General features: G+C 61.9%; 12 protein-coding genes. 11 read left to right on the top strand and 1 reads right to left on the bottom strand.

The window, feature by feature from the left end; genetic code table 11:
* Positions 1 to 23: 23 nt before the first annotated feature.
* On the bottom strand, positions 24 to 1,316 hold the full coding sequence (locus tag HMPREF3175_RS07480) for an MFS transporter (protein ID WP_232219280.1): 1,293 nt from the start codon (positions 1,314 to 1,316) through the stop codon (positions 24 to 26).
* Between the two features lie 262 nt (positions 1,317 to 1,578).
* Between HMPREF3175_RS07480 and HMPREF3175_RS07475 the strand changes: the two genes are divergently transcribed.
* From HMPREF3175_RS07475 to HMPREF3175_RS07425, 11 genes are all read left to right on the top strand, one after another.
* Complete coding sequence (locus HMPREF3175_RS07475) at positions 1,579 to 2,466, top strand: TetR/AcrR family transcriptional regulator (protein WP_070491609.1); 888 nt, start codon at positions 1,579 to 1,581, stop codon at positions 2,464 to 2,466.
* Positions 2,456 to 5,203: an MMPL family transporter gene (locus tag HMPREF3175_RS07470; protein ID WP_070491607.1), complete on the top strand. Its 2,748-nt coding sequence runs from the start codon at positions 2,456 to 2,458 to the stop codon at positions 5,201 to 5,203. The genes HMPREF3175_RS07475 and HMPREF3175_RS07470 overlap by 11 nt, the downstream gene beginning before the upstream one ends.
* Before the next feature lie 120 nt (positions 5,204 to 5,323).
* Complete coding sequence (locus tag HMPREF3175_RS07465) at positions 5,324 to 5,929, top strand: GNAT family N-acetyltransferase (RefSeq protein ID WP_070491605.1); 606 nt, start codon at positions 5,324 to 5,326, stop codon at positions 5,927 to 5,929.
* A 73-nt stretch (positions 5,930 to 6,002) separates the two neighbouring features.
* Positions 6,003 to 7,178 (top strand): lipid II:glycine glycyltransferase FemX, encoded by a 1,176-nt coding sequence (locus HMPREF3175_RS07460; protein WP_070491603.1) that lies wholly within the window; start codon positions 6,003 to 6,005, stop codon positions 7,176 to 7,178.
* Between the two features lie 53 nt (positions 7,179 to 7,231).
* Positions 7,232 to 8,536: a carboxylate--amine ligase gene (locus HMPREF3175_RS07455; RefSeq protein ID WP_256276326.1), complete on the top strand. Its 1,305-nt coding sequence runs from the start codon at positions 7,232 to 7,234 to the stop codon at positions 8,534 to 8,536.
* 170 nt (positions 8,537 to 8,706) lie between these two features.
* On the top strand, positions 8,707 to 9,033 hold the full coding sequence (locus tag HMPREF3175_RS07450) for a metal-sensitive transcriptional regulator (protein ID WP_070491602.1): 327 nt from the start codon (positions 8,707 to 8,709) through the stop codon (positions 9,031 to 9,033).
* A gap of 34 nt (positions 9,034 to 9,067) precedes the next feature.
* Complete coding sequence (locus HMPREF3175_RS07445; protein ID WP_035756150.1) at positions 9,068 to 9,292, top strand: copper ion binding protein; 225 nt, start codon at positions 9,068 to 9,070, stop codon at positions 9,290 to 9,292.
* Positions 9,289 to 11,871, top strand: coding sequence for a heavy metal translocating P-type ATPase (locus tag HMPREF3175_RS07440; RefSeq protein WP_070491600.1), 2,583 nt, complete (start codon positions 9,289 to 9,291; stop codon positions 11,869 to 11,871). Before HMPREF3175_RS07445 ends, HMPREF3175_RS07440 begins: the two co-directional genes overlap by 4 nt.
* Complete coding sequence (locus tag HMPREF3175_RS07435; RefSeq protein ID WP_256276325.1) at positions 11,868 to 12,563, top strand: FadR/GntR family transcriptional regulator; 696 nt, start codon at positions 11,868 to 11,870, stop codon at positions 12,561 to 12,563. The genes HMPREF3175_RS07440 and HMPREF3175_RS07435 overlap by 4 nt, the downstream gene beginning before the upstream one ends.
* Positions 12,564 to 12,799: 236 nt before the next feature.
* A complete protein-coding gene (locus HMPREF3175_RS07430; RefSeq protein ID WP_256276324.1) occupies positions 12,800 to 14,227 on the top strand; it encodes an MFS transporter in 1,428 nt (475 codons plus the stop codon).
* Positions 14,228 to 14,383: 156 nt separating this feature from the next.
* Positions 14,384 to 15,649: an alpha-hydroxy acid oxidase gene (locus HMPREF3175_RS07425; RefSeq protein WP_070491598.1), complete on the top strand. Its 1,266-nt coding sequence runs from the start codon at positions 14,384 to 14,386 to the stop codon at positions 15,647 to 15,649.
* The last annotated feature ends 834 nt before the right edge of the window (positions 15,650 to 16,483 follow it).

Genomic DNA, 16,483 nt, shown 5'->3' with positions numbered 1-16,483 from the left:
GTCGCTGTGCTTTCGATGCGCAGCTATTGCTGCGCTGGATCCTCTCGCGTTATTGTCTCACGTGAGTTCAAGCCAGCCCGGGGTTGTTCGGGTTTCCTGATGAGCAGCACCGCAATCATCGCAACAACCGCGGCACCGGCATAGAAGATGAAGACTCCCGGGTAGCCGTTGCCTGTTGAGATCATCCAGCCGGTGATGGCTGGGCCGATGATCGCGCCGAAGCGGCCGATCCCGGCGGTCAATCCCATGCCGGTGGAGACCAGATGTGCCGGGTAGACGTAGCCGACGAAGCCGTAGAGCATCACCTGGGCAGAGAACACGAAGATGCCCGTGACGAGCAAGAATCCGTTGAGTACAAGCCCGCTGTTGAATCGGATCACGAGCGAAAGCAAGAACAGTGCGGCCAGCAAGAACCAGACGGCGTTGGTTCCGCGGACACCGAAGCGGTCCGCGGTTGCGCCGCCGATCAGCAATCCCACGACCGCGCCGACGTTGGTCACGAACAGCATCACGAGCGAATCCGCGACCGGGTAGCCTGCCGAAACCATGATCTTAGGTAGCCACTGGTTCAGGCCGTACACGAGCAGCAAGCCCATGAAGGACGCGATCCACAACGCGAGCGTCGAGCGTGCCCGGCCGTGAGTGAACAGGGCACCGATCCCCGGCTTCGTGTCGGCCGCCGGCTTGGCATCGGCGCCAGTTTCGACCGGTTCCGCGTCGAGGCTGTCCGGCAAGTAACGGTAGATCAGCGGCATCACGACGAAGCCGAGGGCACCGCCGATGTAGAAGACCCATTCCCATGCGTTCCCGACGGCGAGCGCGACGAGGGAGGCGGCGACGGCGCCGGCGTGGTAGCCGGTCATAGTCACGGTGGAGGCGTGGGCGCGGCGGCCGCTGGCCATGGTCTCTTGCATGAGGGTCAGCGCTACCGGCATCGACGCGCCGAGCCCGACACCTGCAATCAAGCGGAAGAGCGCGATGAGTTGCCACGCGGGCATAAGCGGTAGAGCGACCGTGAAGATGCTGAAGAGGGCCACGCACGCCAAAAGTGTGCGGCGGCGGCCCCACCGGTATGTGAGCGGGCCGATCACGACCGCGCCGACGCCAACGCCGACGAGTGAGACGGTTGCGACGACCGTCATCGCCTCGGTGGTGAGGCCGGCGTGCGGTGCCGCTGGATTCGTGAGGATCGGGGTTGTGGCGCCGAGCGCTACGAGGTCGAAACCTTCCAGGGCTACCGTGGTCCAACACAGAATCATGATCCACATACGTGAGATCGGGGCACCAGATTTAGTGGTGAAAGTGCGCGTGCGCATGCGTCTCCTCAGCAAGCGTCAGATCCCGGAGTATGCGCGTGGTTCGCGCCCGGCTGCCTCCGGAACACGCGTCATTCTATGGTGCTGAAAGTTATGCGCGCGAGTTATTGACGGATCAAGTTTGAATGTTGAGACGGTTCGCAATGTTGCGGCCGTCATGCGTGCGTGTCGTTTTTATTCACAGTTGCACCCCAGCGTTTCCTCAGACTTTTTGCCCACAAGGCATATTTGCACAGAGTGCACGTATTGATAAAATGAGCCCATGGCCACCCCTGAATCACCCAATACCGCGGGTTGCGTTGTAGCGCCTGCGAACCTAGCGCAAGCCGTTGAGGCGCTGGGCCGGCGTGAACTCAACCGGATGGCAACAACCGAGGGGATCGTGAACGCGTGCCTCGACCTCGGGGAAGAACTCGGGTGGGACGCGGTCACCGTCGATGCGGTCGCTGATCGGGCCGGGGTTTCCCGCCGGACGTTCTTCAATTACTTCAGCTCACTTGCCGAGGCCGTTCACTATCCGTTGACCGTGATCATCCAAGACGTCCTCATCCGCCTCAAGGTCCCGCAGGGAAACGGCGGCGCATCAGAAGAAACCTCAGGCACTGGAGGGCCACTCGATTACACGCAGGCGCTCACCGATTCGATACGGCTTGAACTATTAGCCCCCGCGACGCGCACGCTCTTGCTCGCCCGCGCTTCTTCCGCGTTACGCACCCAATCTTTACGCACATGGGAGAACAGCATCACCCAGCTCATCGAGCCGTTTCAGGGACTTTCACCGAATGCGCGGCTCGTGATCGAGGTTCAGGTCAGAGCCGCGGTCACCGCAGTCCAGGTGGCCTTTGAACACTGGGCCGCAGCACTGACCGGCCGCCCCACCAAGGCAGACGTTGAGGCTTTGCGACTCAATGCAGTCCGGGCGGTATCACTCATCTCACCGCTGGGGATGCTGCCCGCATCGGATGCTGGAGGCACCGCCGACACAAGCGGCGGCCAGGACGACGGCGAGGACAGTAGCCGCAAGCAGGGCAACCACGGCAACGGTCAGTATCTACAACACAGCGCGTGGGCGAGCTGGCTCACCAGCGACGAACGCGAAGAGATCTACAGTTCCAACTTCTTCGAGGACTCACGGAAATATGGCACATAAGCTCTATCAACTCGCCAAGCTGGCGGCACGGCGGCCCTGGGCATTCATCGTGTCCTGGGCGGTGATCATCGGCCTTCTGGTTGGCTCTGCGGCCCTGTTCATGGGCAAGCTCACCAACGATTTCGCGATCCCGGGAACCGAAACCCAGGACACCCTGGATGAAGTCGAAAAGATCTTCCCCGAGTTCAGCGGCGGCACCGGCTCCGTGGTTTTCACGACCGCTAACGGGAATGAGTTCACGGACGAGCAGAAGCAGGAAATCTCCTCGATGCTTGCCGGCCTTGAAGAGGACAAGACTGCGCTTGTAGCGGCTGACCCGTTCAAGAACCAAGCCGAGATCGCCAACGCCGGCAACAAGATCGAAGAAGGCAAGAAAGAGCTCGCGGCGAATGAGAAGAAGCTCGCCGACGGTCAGAAGCAACTCGACGGCGCAAAGAAGAAAATCAGCGACGGCCAGAAGCAACTCGATGACGGCAAGAAACAGCTCGAAGCTGGGCTGAAGCAAGCCCAAGACGGCGCGAAGCAGCTTGAAGCCGCCGGCATGACCCAGACCCAGCAGTACATGCAGGCGAAGGGCACCATCCAAGCGCTTGAACAGCAGCAGGCCGGTTTGAAGGCCAAGCAGGCGGAGCTCGATGAGGGCCGGGCCGAGCTCGAAACCAAGCAGAAGGAAATCGACGAAGGCAAGAAGAAGCTCGAGGAAGGCCGCGCCGAGCTGGCTCAAGGCCAGCGGCAAGCGGAATCCGCCGAAGGCATGAAGTTCGTCTCTGACAACGGGGCGAGCGCTGTGGCCCACATGCAGTTCGAAGGCCAAGCCGAAGCCATGGAAGCCCAGAAGCGTGAGCATCTGCTCAGCGAGCTGCACAGTGTGGAAAACCTCGGGGTCGAGGTCTATCCCTCCACCGAGATCTCCTCCGATCTCAACAGCGTCTTCGGTATCGGTGAGGCGATCGGCCTGGTTGTTGCCGGGCTGGTCCTGTTCATCATGATGGGAACTTTCGTGGGCGCCGGCCTGCCGCTGGTGCAGGCAGTTTTGGGTGTGGGCGCGGGTGTCGCGGGTACGCTCGCGTTCTCCTCGGTAGTGGACATGGCCTCGATCACCCCCGCGCTCGCTCTCATGCTGGGCCTGGCCGTGGGTATCGACTACACGCTGTTCATCGTGCACCGCCACCGCCGCCAGCTCATGCAAGGCGTTGACGTTAAAGAGTCCATCGGCTTGGCCGTCGGGACCTCCGGAAGCGCAGTGGTGTTCGCTGGTTTGACGGTCGTGATCGCGCTGGTTGCGCTGCTCGTTCCGGGCCTGCCGTTCCTCTCGGTGCTTGGTCTGTCTGCCGCCGCGACCGTCGCGTTGGCCGTGCTGATCGCGGTCACGCTGACCCCTGCGTTGCTTTCGCTGATCGGTCAGCGCCTGGTGTCCAAGCGTGCACAAAAAGCGTTCGATGCGAAACAAGCGAAGCAGCGCGCCCGCCTCGCTGGTGCTGAGGCAGGCACTGGCGCTGAGGCTGATGATGGGGCAGGTGCTGACGCTGAGACTGACGGCGATGCGGATCGGGGCGGCCACAACGGCTGGACCCGCTTCACGACCGGCAAGCCGTGGCTCGCTGCCCTGGCCGGGGTGCTGTTGCTCGGGATTATCGCGTTCCCCTCGCTCAAGCTCACCACCGCGCTACCGGATGGCGCGTCAGAGCCGTACGGTTCGGATGCACAGGTCGCCTATGAGAAGACCGCAGAGGATTTCGGTGCCGGTTTCAACGGCCCCATCCTCGGATTTGTGACATTGCCGGAGGGTGCCTCGGAGGCTGAAGCGCAGAAGGCGCTCTACGAGACTGCCACGAAGGTCCGCGAGATCGAGGGCGTGATCGCGGCCTCCCCTGTTGAACAGACCGACGACAACCGATACGGCCTACTCCAGATCATCCCAACCACCGGCCCGGCAGATGACAAGACCGTGGATCTGGTTGAGACGATCCGCGCCGCTGAGCACCAGTTCGAAGACGAAACGGGTGCGAAGCTCGCGTTGACCGGGCAGGTGACCGCGATGATCGACGTGTCAGAGAAGATGGCGGAAGCTTTGCCGCCGTACCTGGTGATCGTGGTGAGCTTGTCGCTGGTCTTGCTGCTGCTCGTGTTCCGTTCGATCGTCGTTCCGCTGATTGCAACGCTGGGCTTCCTGCTGTCGCTCGCGGCCGCGTTCGGCGCCACGGTTGCGGTTTATCAGTTCGGCTGGCTCGGCGAACTGTTCGGCGTCCATACGCCTGGCCCGATCATGTCCTTCCTACCGATCCTGTTGACCGGTATCTTGTTCGGCTTGGCGATGGACTATCAGATGTTCCTGGTGACCGCGATGCGCGAAGCGTTCGTGCACGGCGCCTCGCCGCGTGCCGCGTGCCGTAAGGGCATGACCGCCGCCGCACCGGTCGTGGTTGCTGCCGCACTCATCATGATCTCGGTGTTCGCAGGCTTCATCTTCTCCGAGCTCTCGATGATCAGGCCGATCGGTTTCGCACTCGCGTTCGGTGTGCTCTTCGACGCGTTCGTGGTCCGGTTGACCATCACACCGGCGATCATGACGCTACTGGGCAAGCATGCGTGGTTCATCCCGGGCTGGCTCGATAAGGCCCTGCCGAACGTGGACGTTGAAGGTGAATCCCTCAGCGAAGAGATCGCGGCAGCCGAACGCACCGCAACGGAGTCTAAGGACACCGATACCGCCGATAAGAATGCCGCCCGCGCATAAGCGCGCCGCTGTGCGCGGTAGCCGCTAACGTAAGGGTGGGGTTTCACACGAAACCCCACCCCGCATCGTTCGCAGACCCCGCATCGATGTATAGAACCTGATTGCCCTTCTGGAGGTTCCGTGTCCACTCACCTTCGTGCCCTCAACCTTCCAGACGGGCTGCTCGCGTTCGTAGGGAACCTGCGTTCGATGGATGCGCCCACATGGGCCGGTATTTCCACGTTGCGGCAGAACGTTTTCATCGTCGAGCAGGGATGCAACTACGCGGACCAGGACCTCAACGACCTCGAGGACACCACGGAACACTTGTGGGTTGAGGACGGCGCCGGGGTTGTGTTCGCGACCCTGCGGATCATGAACGAGCAACCCAAAGGCACCGGCCTCGGCCTGCCGCTGCTAGGGAATGCACAGACCAAGGATGCGCAGAGCATCAACATCTTCAACCCCGGCGGCAACGCCGGCGCCAACGGGATGGGTTCCGCGCCGCAAACCAACCAGCAGACCAAGCGCATCGGCCGGGTCGCGGTGCACAGCAAACGCCGCGGGCAAGGCATCGGGCATACACTCATGAAGACCGCGGTAGCCCGGTGCGGTAAGCGCCGCATCGTGCTCAATGCGCAATCCCACCTGGCTGACTGGTACACGCAGTTCGGTTTCGAGGTGGATGGCGAGGAATTCCTCGAAGTCGGGATCCCCCACGTGCCTATGGTGCGCGAAGCCCTGTAGCTATTGGGTGCGTGGGGTGCTGTAGCTAACACCGGCGCCGGCGCTCGGGCGGGCGGCGGATATACTCGGGCACATGGCTGAACCGACTTCCCCACTGAATACTCCCTTGATTAAAGCGCGTGAAATCAGTGCCGATGAGCACCGCGAGTTCCTCTCCCAGCACCCTGATGCGAGCTTTATGCAGACCCCTGCTTGGGGTGCGGTGAAGTCGGATTGGGATTCGATTTCGCTCGGCATTTACGCGGGCGAAAAGCTCGTTGGTGCTGCCCTGGTTTTGTTGCGGTGGGCGCCGGTTGTGAAGCGGTGCCTAGCGTATGTACCAATGGGGCCGGTGATTGACTGGTCTGAATACCCAGCGGACGCGGTGGTCGATGCGTTGGTTGAGGATGTGAAGCGCCGTGGCGCTTTCGCGTTGCGTTTCGGCCCGAACGTCAAAGCTAAGCGGTGGGGTGCCGCTGGTGTCCGTAAGGTCCTGGGTGCCGGGACCATGCAGAGCCTCGATGAGCTTGAACCGACCGAAACCTATGAGGTGGGTACGCAACTGATCGAGGCTTTGACCTCCCGCGGCGCGCGCCCTCTGGGTGGCGGCATGGATTTTGAGGCCGGCCAGCCTGCATACCTCGCGCTTGTTCCGCTCGTGGATGAGGGCGGGAACCAGCTGGACTTAGATGGCGTGTTGGCTTCGTTTTCGGGCAATAATCGCCGCGATACACGCAAGGCGATGCGCGCAGGTTTCATAGTGCATGAGAACCCGGACAATGGTTTCGAGCGTTTCACCGCACTGATTGAGGAGACCGCTAAGCGGCAGGATTTCACGGCGCGCCCGGCATCGTATTACAAGACCCTCTATAACGAACTCAACGCGTCAGAGAAGGGATCGTGCCGCATCTATATCGCGTCCGCCCCGGAGGATGAGAACCACGACCTTGCCGCCGCGATGTTGGTGATGCACGGCAACCAGTCTTGGTATCTGTACGGGGGTTCGGTTCTTGACCGAGCGTACGCGGGCGCCCCGCGCTTGCTTCAGGCCGTGATGATTGAGGCCGCGATCGAGCGTGGCTGCGTTGTGTTAGATCAGGGCGGGCTGACTGCGACCTTGCAGATGGGTGGCGACCACGCCGGCGGTTTGACGCGGTTCAAGACCGGCGTTGGCGCGGATGTTTTCCGGATGGTTGGCGAGTGGGAGATCGCGATCAGCAAACCTATGACGTGGGCGTTCAATAAGTACATGCAGCTGCGTTCCAAATAACGCTCAAGCGTACGCGCCCGCTCCCCTGTCAGCGACCTTCAAGGAGACACCCTGTGACGACCGTGAGCCCTGAACAGCCTTTTGTTCCCGTTTTGTATGGCGGCGACATGGGTACGTACGCGATGGCGCGCGCGTTCCACGAGAACTATGGGGTCACGTCCGTGATCGTCACGGGAGATCCGAACGGTTCGATCAACCACTCCGCAATCGTGGACCTGCGTCCGGCTGGAACCATGAAGGACGAGGCCCGCGTGATCCAGTTCCTGCTGGATCAGGGCCGCGAACTGTCAGGCCCCAACCGCAGGCCACTGTTGCTGCTGGGGTCACTGGACCTGCACATCGGGCAGTTGGTGCGTAACCGTGAGGCGCTCGAGGAGTTCTATACCCTCCCCTACCCTGACGAGCAGACCATTACCCAGGCGGCGAATAAGTCGGAGTTCTATGCGGTGTGTGAGAAGTTGGGGATCCCGCATCCACGCACCGTGGTGATTGATCCGCGCAAGGTGGCAAGCGAGGGTGCGGAGGCCGCCGTACCGGAAGAGTTACCTGAGTTCCCGCTGATCGGTAAGCCGGCCGATTCCGCGGCGTGGGTTGATGCGAGCTTTGAAGGTAAGCAGAAGGTTTTCCGTTTCACAGACCGCGATGCCGTAGTCACGATGGTGGGTCGGATGGCCAAAGGCGGGTACACGCAGCCGTTCATCCTGCAGGAGATGATCCCTGGCGGGGATGAGAACATGCGGCTGTGCTCAATGTACGGGGCGAAGGATGGCTCCGGGACTCTGTATGTCGCGAACGCGAACGTTGTGGTTGAGGAGCACTCCCCGATTGTCGAGGGGAACTCGGCGGGCATTGTCACCACCGACAACCCGGATATTGTGCCTTCCGTCAAGGCCCTGGTTGAGCATTACGGTTGGACGGGCTGGGCCATGGTGGACGCCAAGCTGGATCCGCGCGATGGCGTGGTCAAGCTCTTCGAGATGAACCCGCGTTTGGGCCGGAACCACTACTACATGCAGGCCGCAGGCCTCGCGGCCTCACGCGTGTATGTTCAGGAATGGCTGGATGCTAACGAGTTCGGGCTGTCTGATGGCACCCCGGTTGTGTCCGATGCGGACTCCCGCGTCGAGGGCGGCACGCGCGTGCTGACGCGCGAGCACCTCTACACGGTGTTGCCGCTGCGGCTTCTGAAAAAGTACGCAAAAGGCACCTCCGGCGCACAAGCCAAGGAGCTCATCAAAGCCCGCAAGGTCACGAATCCCTTGTTCCATAAGGCCGAACGCCATCCCCGCCGGTGGCTCTATATCGCGATGGCGATGGTCAACTACGTCAAAAAGTTCCGCGACTTCCCGCCCGCGTAAACAGCGCGGCGGAGGCCGCTGCGTTCCGCGTTGCTGCCGGTAGCGCGGGGCCAGCGCCCGCTGTAGCGGCCCGCAGCCGCAGCCCCGCCCAAATCTGCCGCCCCCGCATCTTGCCGAGCGGCAAGAGCACTCTTCAGATACCCCTAGGGGGTATTGGTATAGTAGATGGCATGGTTGATTCGACGCATCACGATCCGCACGCCGGTCACGGCTATACGCAAGACAAGACGGCCCTGTTGAACCGGCTGCGGCGCATCGAAGGGCAAGTCCGCGGCATCTCCCGCATGGTCGAGGACAACACGTATTGCCTCGACGTCCTGACCCAGCTCGCGTCCGTGAACTCGGCCCTGCATAAGGTTTCACTTGAGCTCATCAAGGACCACATCAACCATTGCGTGGTGGACGCCGCGCAAGAGTCGATCACGACCGGCGACTCCACCATCGTGCAGAACAAAGTCGATGAAGTCACCGCCGCCGTCGGCCGTCTGCTGCGCTAACTGAACACTTCCCTCCAACCGAAGGAGAACCCCTATGGCTGTCACCCTGAACGTCACTGGCATGACCTGCCACCACTGCGTCTCATCCGTCAAGGAAGAACTCGGCGAACTCGACGGTGTGGCCAACATCAGCGTCGAACTCAACACCGGCGGCACATCCGTGGTGACATTCGACGCTGAGGCGACCGTGACCGATGAGCAGATCCGCGGCGCGATCGAAGAGGCAGGCTACGAAACCACGGAGTTGAGCCGCGCATGAGTGAAACGCAGCGTGTACTCACCCTCGATATCGAGGGGATGACGTGCGCGTCCTGCGTCAACCGGATCGAGCGGAAACTCGAGAAACTCCCCGGCGTCACCGCGGCCGTGAACCTCCCGCTTGAGACCGCGCGCGTCACCGCGCCGGCAGACGTCGAGGATGGCACGCTCATCGAAGTGATCCGGAAAGCAGGCTACGATGCGCGCATCCACTCCCCCAAGAAGACCCGGACAGAGGCTCAAACCAGCACGGCGTCGCATCCGGCGGCCGAGCAAGCACACGCCGACCCAGCGCTTTCTTCCGACACAGGCCAGAAGAACCCAGCGCCTTCCGAAGCAGGCCAGGCGGATCCAACGGGTGAGTTTGGGTCTTCGGCGGGCTACCGGGTTCCGTTGTTCAAGCGGTTCCTGATCGCCGCGATCCTGACCGCGCCGGTGTTGCTGATTTCGATGGTTCCGGGGCTTCAGTTCCGGCATTGGGGCTGGGTTGCCGGCTTGTTTTCGTTGCCGGTGGCGACGTGGGCGGCGTGGCCGTTCCATAAGGCTGCGGCGATCAACGCGCGCCACGGGACGTCCACGATGGACACGCTCGTCTCGATCGGTGTAATTGCCGCGACTGTGTATTCGTGGGTTCAGTTGTTGCGTGATCCGGCGCTCACGGCCGATGCACGCCTCGGTGACCTGCATGCGATGCACGGGCACCACCTGTATTTCGAGTCAGCAGCTGTCATCGTCACGTTCTTGTTGCTGGGGCGTTGGCTTGAGTCGCGTGCTCGGCACGGCGCAGCGGATGCAACGCGCGCGTTGCTTGAGCTGGGAGCGAGCCACGCGACGGTCGTTGACGCCGATGGAGGCCACCGTGAGGTCCCGGCGGATGAGCTCACCGTGGGCACCGTTATTTTGGTGCGGCCTGGTGAGAAGATCGCTGCCGACGGCGTTGTGCTCGAGGGTGACTCCGATGTGGATGCCTCGATGATCACGGGCGAATCCGTGCCCGTGCCGGTCTCCCCCGGCTCAGAGGTCACGGGCGCAACCATCAACACGTCCGGTCGCTTGCTCGTACGGGTGAGCGCGGCCGGTGAGGATTCGACGTTGGCTGCGATGGGCAGGTTGATTGCGCAGGCGCAGTCGGAGAAGACTCCGCTTGTGCGGCTCGTGGACCGGATTTCCGGTGTTTTCGTTCCGATCGTTTTAGCACTAGCGGTGCTCACGTTTGTGGGGTGGTGGCTGATTGCCGGCAACCCTTCGGGCGGTTTCATCGCGGCCGTAACGGTCCTGGTTGTCGCGTGCCCGTGCGCGCTCGGTTTGGCGACCCCGGTTGCACTCGTCGCCGGCATCGGTAACGGGGCGAGCCGCGGAATCCTCATCTCCGGGCCTGCCGTGCTTGAAGAAGCACGCAACCTCGATGCGGTGGTGCTCGATAAAACCGGCACCATCACCGAAGGCCGTATGACACTCACCTCCACGACCCTGTTGCCCGGCGCTAGCGCTGCCACCTCCGCTACAGCCTCCCCTGCCGCAACAGTGGACATCAGCGCCAACACTGCGCTGGCTTATGCCGCCGCACTCGAGCAAAATTCGGAGCACCCTATCGCCCGCGCGATTGTCGATGCCGCCACCGGCGCGACGGGCGAAGCCGGCTGCACAGAAGCCGCGGGCGCAGACCCTGCCGCGGGCGCAGAAGCCGGCGGTGCTAACGGCCACCAGCTCACGGTCGAGGACTTCGCCTCGCACGCCGGAAGTGGCGTCACCGGGGTCGTGAGTGATCAGAACGGTATGCGCCACGCGGTCGCGGTCGGAACGCTGGACCTGCTCGCTGAGCAGGGTATGGAGGTGAGCGATGACGCCCGCGCTGAGCTTGCACGGCTTGAACGCGAGGGCATGACGGTCGTCGCGCTTGGCATCGGGGGCTCCGGAACCGGCGACACCGAGGCAGCTGGCACTAGCACAAGCGGCACTGGCACAGGCGGCCGCGCGGTCGCGTTGCTCAGCGTCGCGGATCAGGTCAAGCCGGATTCCGCGGAGGCTGTCGCCCGGCTCACTGGGATGGGCGTGACCCCGTGGATGGTCACGGGTGACAACCGTGAGGTCGCGGCCGCGGTCGCGCGCGAGGTCGGCATCCCGGAGGCACACGTCATGGCCGGGGTGCGGCCCGAAGGTAAGGTCGACGCGGTCCGGGATTTGCAGGCGGATGGCACGAAGATCGCGATGGTCGGCGACGGCGTCAACGATGCACCTGCTTTGATGACCGCTGACCTTGGGCTTGCGATGGGCGCCGGAACAGATGTTGCCCGTGAGGCCGCCGGGGTCACCCTCATGGGGTCTTCGCTGGGGCAGGCCGCGGATGCGATCGAGCTGTCCCGGCAGACCTTGCGCATCATTCGGCAGAACATCTTTTGGGCGTTTTTCTATAACGTCGCCGCGCTCCCGGTGGCCATGTTGGGGCTTCTGAACCCGATGATCGCTGGGGTTGCGATGGCGACCAGCTCCGTCATCGTGGTGTTCAATGCGTTGCGTCTGCGCCGCTTCGGGAAACACAGTCCTGGCCCGCATGCCGATGTGAGAGGATACCAACCGTGAAGGCTCATGAGTTGGTGATGCAGTGGGTGACCGACGAACTTTCGGCAGGCCGCCTCAACATTGGCGATCACCTACCGAGCGAACGGTCACTCGCTGAAACGCTCAAGGTGTCCCGCGGTACCATCCGCGAAGCGTTACGCGTCTTGGAGGCGCTGGGTTCTATCCGGAGTTCCACGGGGTCTGGGCCTCAGTCTGGGACGGTGATTACCGCGGCACCCGAGCAGGCGCTTTCGCTGGCGCTGAACCTCCAGTTGGCTACGAGCCAGGTTGAGCATCACCACGTGTTTGAGATGCGGCTCTTGCTTGAAGACTGGGCGGTACGCAACGCCGAACCCGAGCATGCCGACCCTGAACATTCCGATTGGATGAAAGCGGAAACGCTTCTGGACATGATGGATCAGCCGGGCCTGTCCGTCACTGACTTCCTGAACTTGGACGCGCAGTTCCACGTAGCGCTGTCCAAGGCCGCGAATAATCCGCTCGCCTCAACGCTCATGGATGCGATGCGCACCGCGATCGAAGGGCACACGGTTGAACGCGCCAAGGCCCTGCCCGACTGGGAGGCGACATCGGCGCGGCTGCGGAGCGAGCATCGTGCAATCCTGGAGGCTGCCCGCCACGGCGAAGCGGACGCGGCTGCGGACCTGCTCAAGGAACACATCAGCGGCTACTACGCCGAAACCGCTGGCTGACGGCAGGTAGCGTAGCGCAGCCTCACCGGCGCCACTACCTGCTACCACGGCCCGGCGGCCAATGCCTGGTACCGCCTGCTACAACCCGCCTGCTACCGCTGTCCCGGCACCGACGCGGGCACCTTGAGAAAAATTACCTCTTGCGCAAATGTGACCGAGGCCATAGTGTCTGTGGTTAGACCACATGGTCTGACCACATCTATCCTTGACATTGGCACCTACCCCCAGGAGTAGCTTTGAAGCCTTCATCGCATCAGAACTCCGCCGCGGCGAACCCGGCACACTCTGCCACGAACCCACAAGCTGGCAACAACGCCGCATCAGGCTCCAAAGCCCGCAGGCCACACAACGGAACGCAAGAAAAGCAGCCCCTGAACTACCGGGTGCTATTCGGAAGCCTCAGCGGCTCCGTCATCGAATGGTTTGACTTCCTCATCTACGGAACGGTCGCGGCTCTTGTTTTCAACAAGATCTACTTCCCCAGCGACAACCCGTTCATGGCCACCTTCCTGGCCTACGTGTCATTCTCACTCACGTTCTTCTTCCGCCCGCTCGGTGGCGTGATCTTCTCCCACATCGGCGACCGCATCGGCCGCAAGAAAACCCTGTTCATCACCCTGTGCCTCATGGGCGGCGGAACGGTAGCGATCGGTTTGCTCCCGGATTATTCGATGATCGGGATGTGGGCTCCGCTTCTACTGTGCCTGTTCCGTATTCTGCAGGGCCTCGGCATCGGCGGCGAATGGGGTGGGGCGCTACTGCTCGCCTACGAATACGCGCCACGCAACCGGCGCGGCCTCTACGGTGCGGTACCGCAGATGGGTATCTCGCTCGGTATGTTGCTCGCCTCCGCCGTGGTGGCGTTGCTGACCCTCATGCCGGAAGACCAGTTCATGCTGTGGGGCTGGCGCATCCCATTCGTGGCCTCGATCGTGCTCGTGTTGATTGGTTTGTGGATCCGTAACGGCCTCGATGACACGCCTGAATTCCGCCGCATGCGTGAACAGGGAAAGCAGCTCAAGCTGCCGATCAAGGAAGTTGTGACCAAGCACTGGGGTGCAGTCCTGGTTTCAATCGCCGCGAAAGCCGCGGAAACTGGACCGTTCTATATCTTCGGAACCTACATCGTCGCCTACGCGACCGATGTCCTCGGCGCCCGCAACAACATGGTCCTGCTCGCAGTCGCGGCAGCCGCTTTCGTCGCAACCATCTGGATGCCAGTCTTCGGCGCGATTTCCGACCGCGTGAACCGGGGCGTCCTCTACCGTACATGTGCCCTGAGTACCATCGTGCTCGTGTTCCCGTACTATTGGATCCTCAACACCGGCGAAACCTGGGCGCTGTTCGTATCCACGATCCTCGGTTTTGGTATCCTCTGGGGCTCCGTCAACGCAATCTTGGGCACCCTGATTGCTGAAAACTTCGCTCCACAAGTCCGCTACACCGGCGCATCGCTGGGCTACCAGCTGGGTGCCGCGATCTTCGGTGGTACCGCGCCGCTCATCGCTGTCTGGCTGTTCGAAATATCCGACGGCCAATGGTGGCCGATCGCCTGCTACGTCATCCTCTGCTGCTTGATCTCCGTGATCGCTAGCTTCTTCATCAGCCGCGTGGCCTACATTGAAGAAGAGAACCTCGCACACGAACAGGCCCCGGCGCAGTAATGACTGACGCAGCGGTGGCCTACGCAGTGAAGGCCTACACAGCGATGACTTGCGCAGTGCTGTCTTGCACAGTGCTGTCTTGCCGCTGCGCGCCGGCCGCCTGTTGGCGCACTTACAGACTTGCCCCTGGCAACTAATTTAGAGAAAGGAATACAGATGATTCGCCGTCAATTCCCTCACCCCAACGAGATTTTTGATCTGCTGAAGTTCAAGAAGCCCGAGCTCAACCCTAAGAAGCGTCGCCTGAGCAACGCGCTGACCGTGAGCGATCTGCGTAAGATCGCTAAGCGCCGCACCCCGGCCGCCGCGTTCGACTACACCGACGGTGCCGCTGAGGAAGAGATCAGCATGCACCGCTCCGTGCAGGCGTTCCGTGATGTTGAGTTCCACCCGGACATCCTCAAGCCAGCCGAGCACGTCAACACGTCCGTGCAGATTCTGGGCGGTAGCTCCGCGCTTCCGTTCGGCATTGCGCCAACCGGCTTCACCCGTCTCATGCAGACCCAGGGTGAGCACGCTGGTGCGGCCGCCGCTGGTGCCGCTGGTATTCCGTTCACGCTTTCGACGCTGGGTACGGCTTCGATTGAGGACGTCAAGAAGGCGAACCCTCACGGTCGCAACTGGTTCCAGCTGTACGTGATGCGGGACCGTGAAATTTCCTATGGCTTGGTGGAGCGCGCCGCGAAGGCTGGGTTCGACACTCTCATGTTCACGGTGGACACCCCGATTGCTGGCCACCGTTTGCGTGACTCCCGCAACGGCTTCTCGATCCCACCGCAGATCAGCCTGGGTACCGTGCTGAACGCGATCCCTCGCCCATGGTGGTGGATCGACTTCCTGACCACCCCTAAGCTCGAGTTCGCTTCGCTGTCTTCGACCGGCGGCACCGTAGGTGAGTTGCTGAACTCGGCGATGGACCCAACCATTTCCTACGAGGACCTCAAGGTTATTCGCGAGATGTGGCCGGGCAAGATCGTGGTCAAGGGTGTTCAGACCGTTGAGGATTCGCACCGTCTGCTGGATCACGGCGTGGACGGCCTGGTTCTGTCCAACCACGGTGGCCGTCAGCTGGACCGCGCACCAGTTCCATTCCACCTGTTGCCGCAGGTTGTGCGCGAGGTCGGTAAGGATGCGACCATCATGATCGATACCGGTATCCGTACCGGCGCGGACATTGTCGCGTCGATGGCTCTGGGCGCTAAGTTCACCCTGATCGGGCGCGCATACCTCTACGGCCTGATGGCAGGCGGCCGCGAAGGCGTTGACCGCACCATCGAGATTCTGCGCACCGAGATCGAACGCACCATGGCCCTGCTCGGTGTATCCACGGTCGAGGAACTCGAGCCACGCCACGTGACCCAGCTTCAGCGCCTGGCGCCTATCCAGAACGATGCGGTAGAAGCCGCCGAGCGCACACTCTAAACCTCACGAGCTAGCTGCGGGTGAGCTGGTTCAGCAGCACAGCTTCAGCTAGGAACCGCTCCCCATGAGTTGGACTGAGAACTCAGTCTCCAGCCATGGGGAGCAGTTCGTTTAAGGCCTAACACTCCGTAGATGCGGGAGCCTTGAGTGTGATGCAATCCAATGTGCCGCGTCCGGATTGAGCCACGTGGTCAAAAGCCTGATAGCTTCCTGCGCACGATCAAGACGAGCATCTTCCTGCTGTCTGTTCCGCCTGACAATCGGTTCGTGATGGGCACAACGGTTACGTAGTTTATAGACCACATCAACCTCACACTTGAAATCTGTCAAGGACGGCACGTAGATGCCAGCCCCGCCCTTATCCGTGGTCGAAGCCGGTGTGGCGACAAGAGTCTTATGAACCAGAGGCCAAATGGTCGACGCGTACCTATTCGTAAAAAGGTACGCCCAAAAATCCAAGTTGAGCTCAGCAATCACCCGCCCCGGTGGCGGCTCCGGTTGTCGGCCGCTCCCCGACCTTCCGTCCGCCTTCCTACCTGCGCGTTTACTCGCCTTCCTAACAGAGTTCTCGGCATGCCAATCAAAAGGAATAGCAGAGTGGACATACCACCGCTCGCCATATCTTGAGGAAACAGCAGTATCGACATGGTTGCGCAAGAGCACCTCGACGTGCTGTATGTCCTCCAGGAATGCCTTCGTCACGCGCGTGTTCCACAAGTAGAGGGCTTCAGGGTCCGGGTGAAAACTGTAGGTTTTCATCCGCACAGGGGAAAACCACGCTTCAAGATCGCCGCCCGGTGTCTTCCGTAGTGCCTCATGTCAAGTTGATCGCGT

This window comes from Arthrobacter sp. HMSC08H08 (genome assembly GCF_001807575.1).
Classification (GTDB): domain Bacteria; phylum Actinomycetota; class Actinomycetes; order Actinomycetales; family Micrococcaceae; genus Pseudoglutamicibacter; species Pseudoglutamicibacter albus.
The sequence above is the reverse complement of the archived record's forward strand: the minus strand, read 5'-3'. Positions and strand labels throughout refer to the sequence as shown.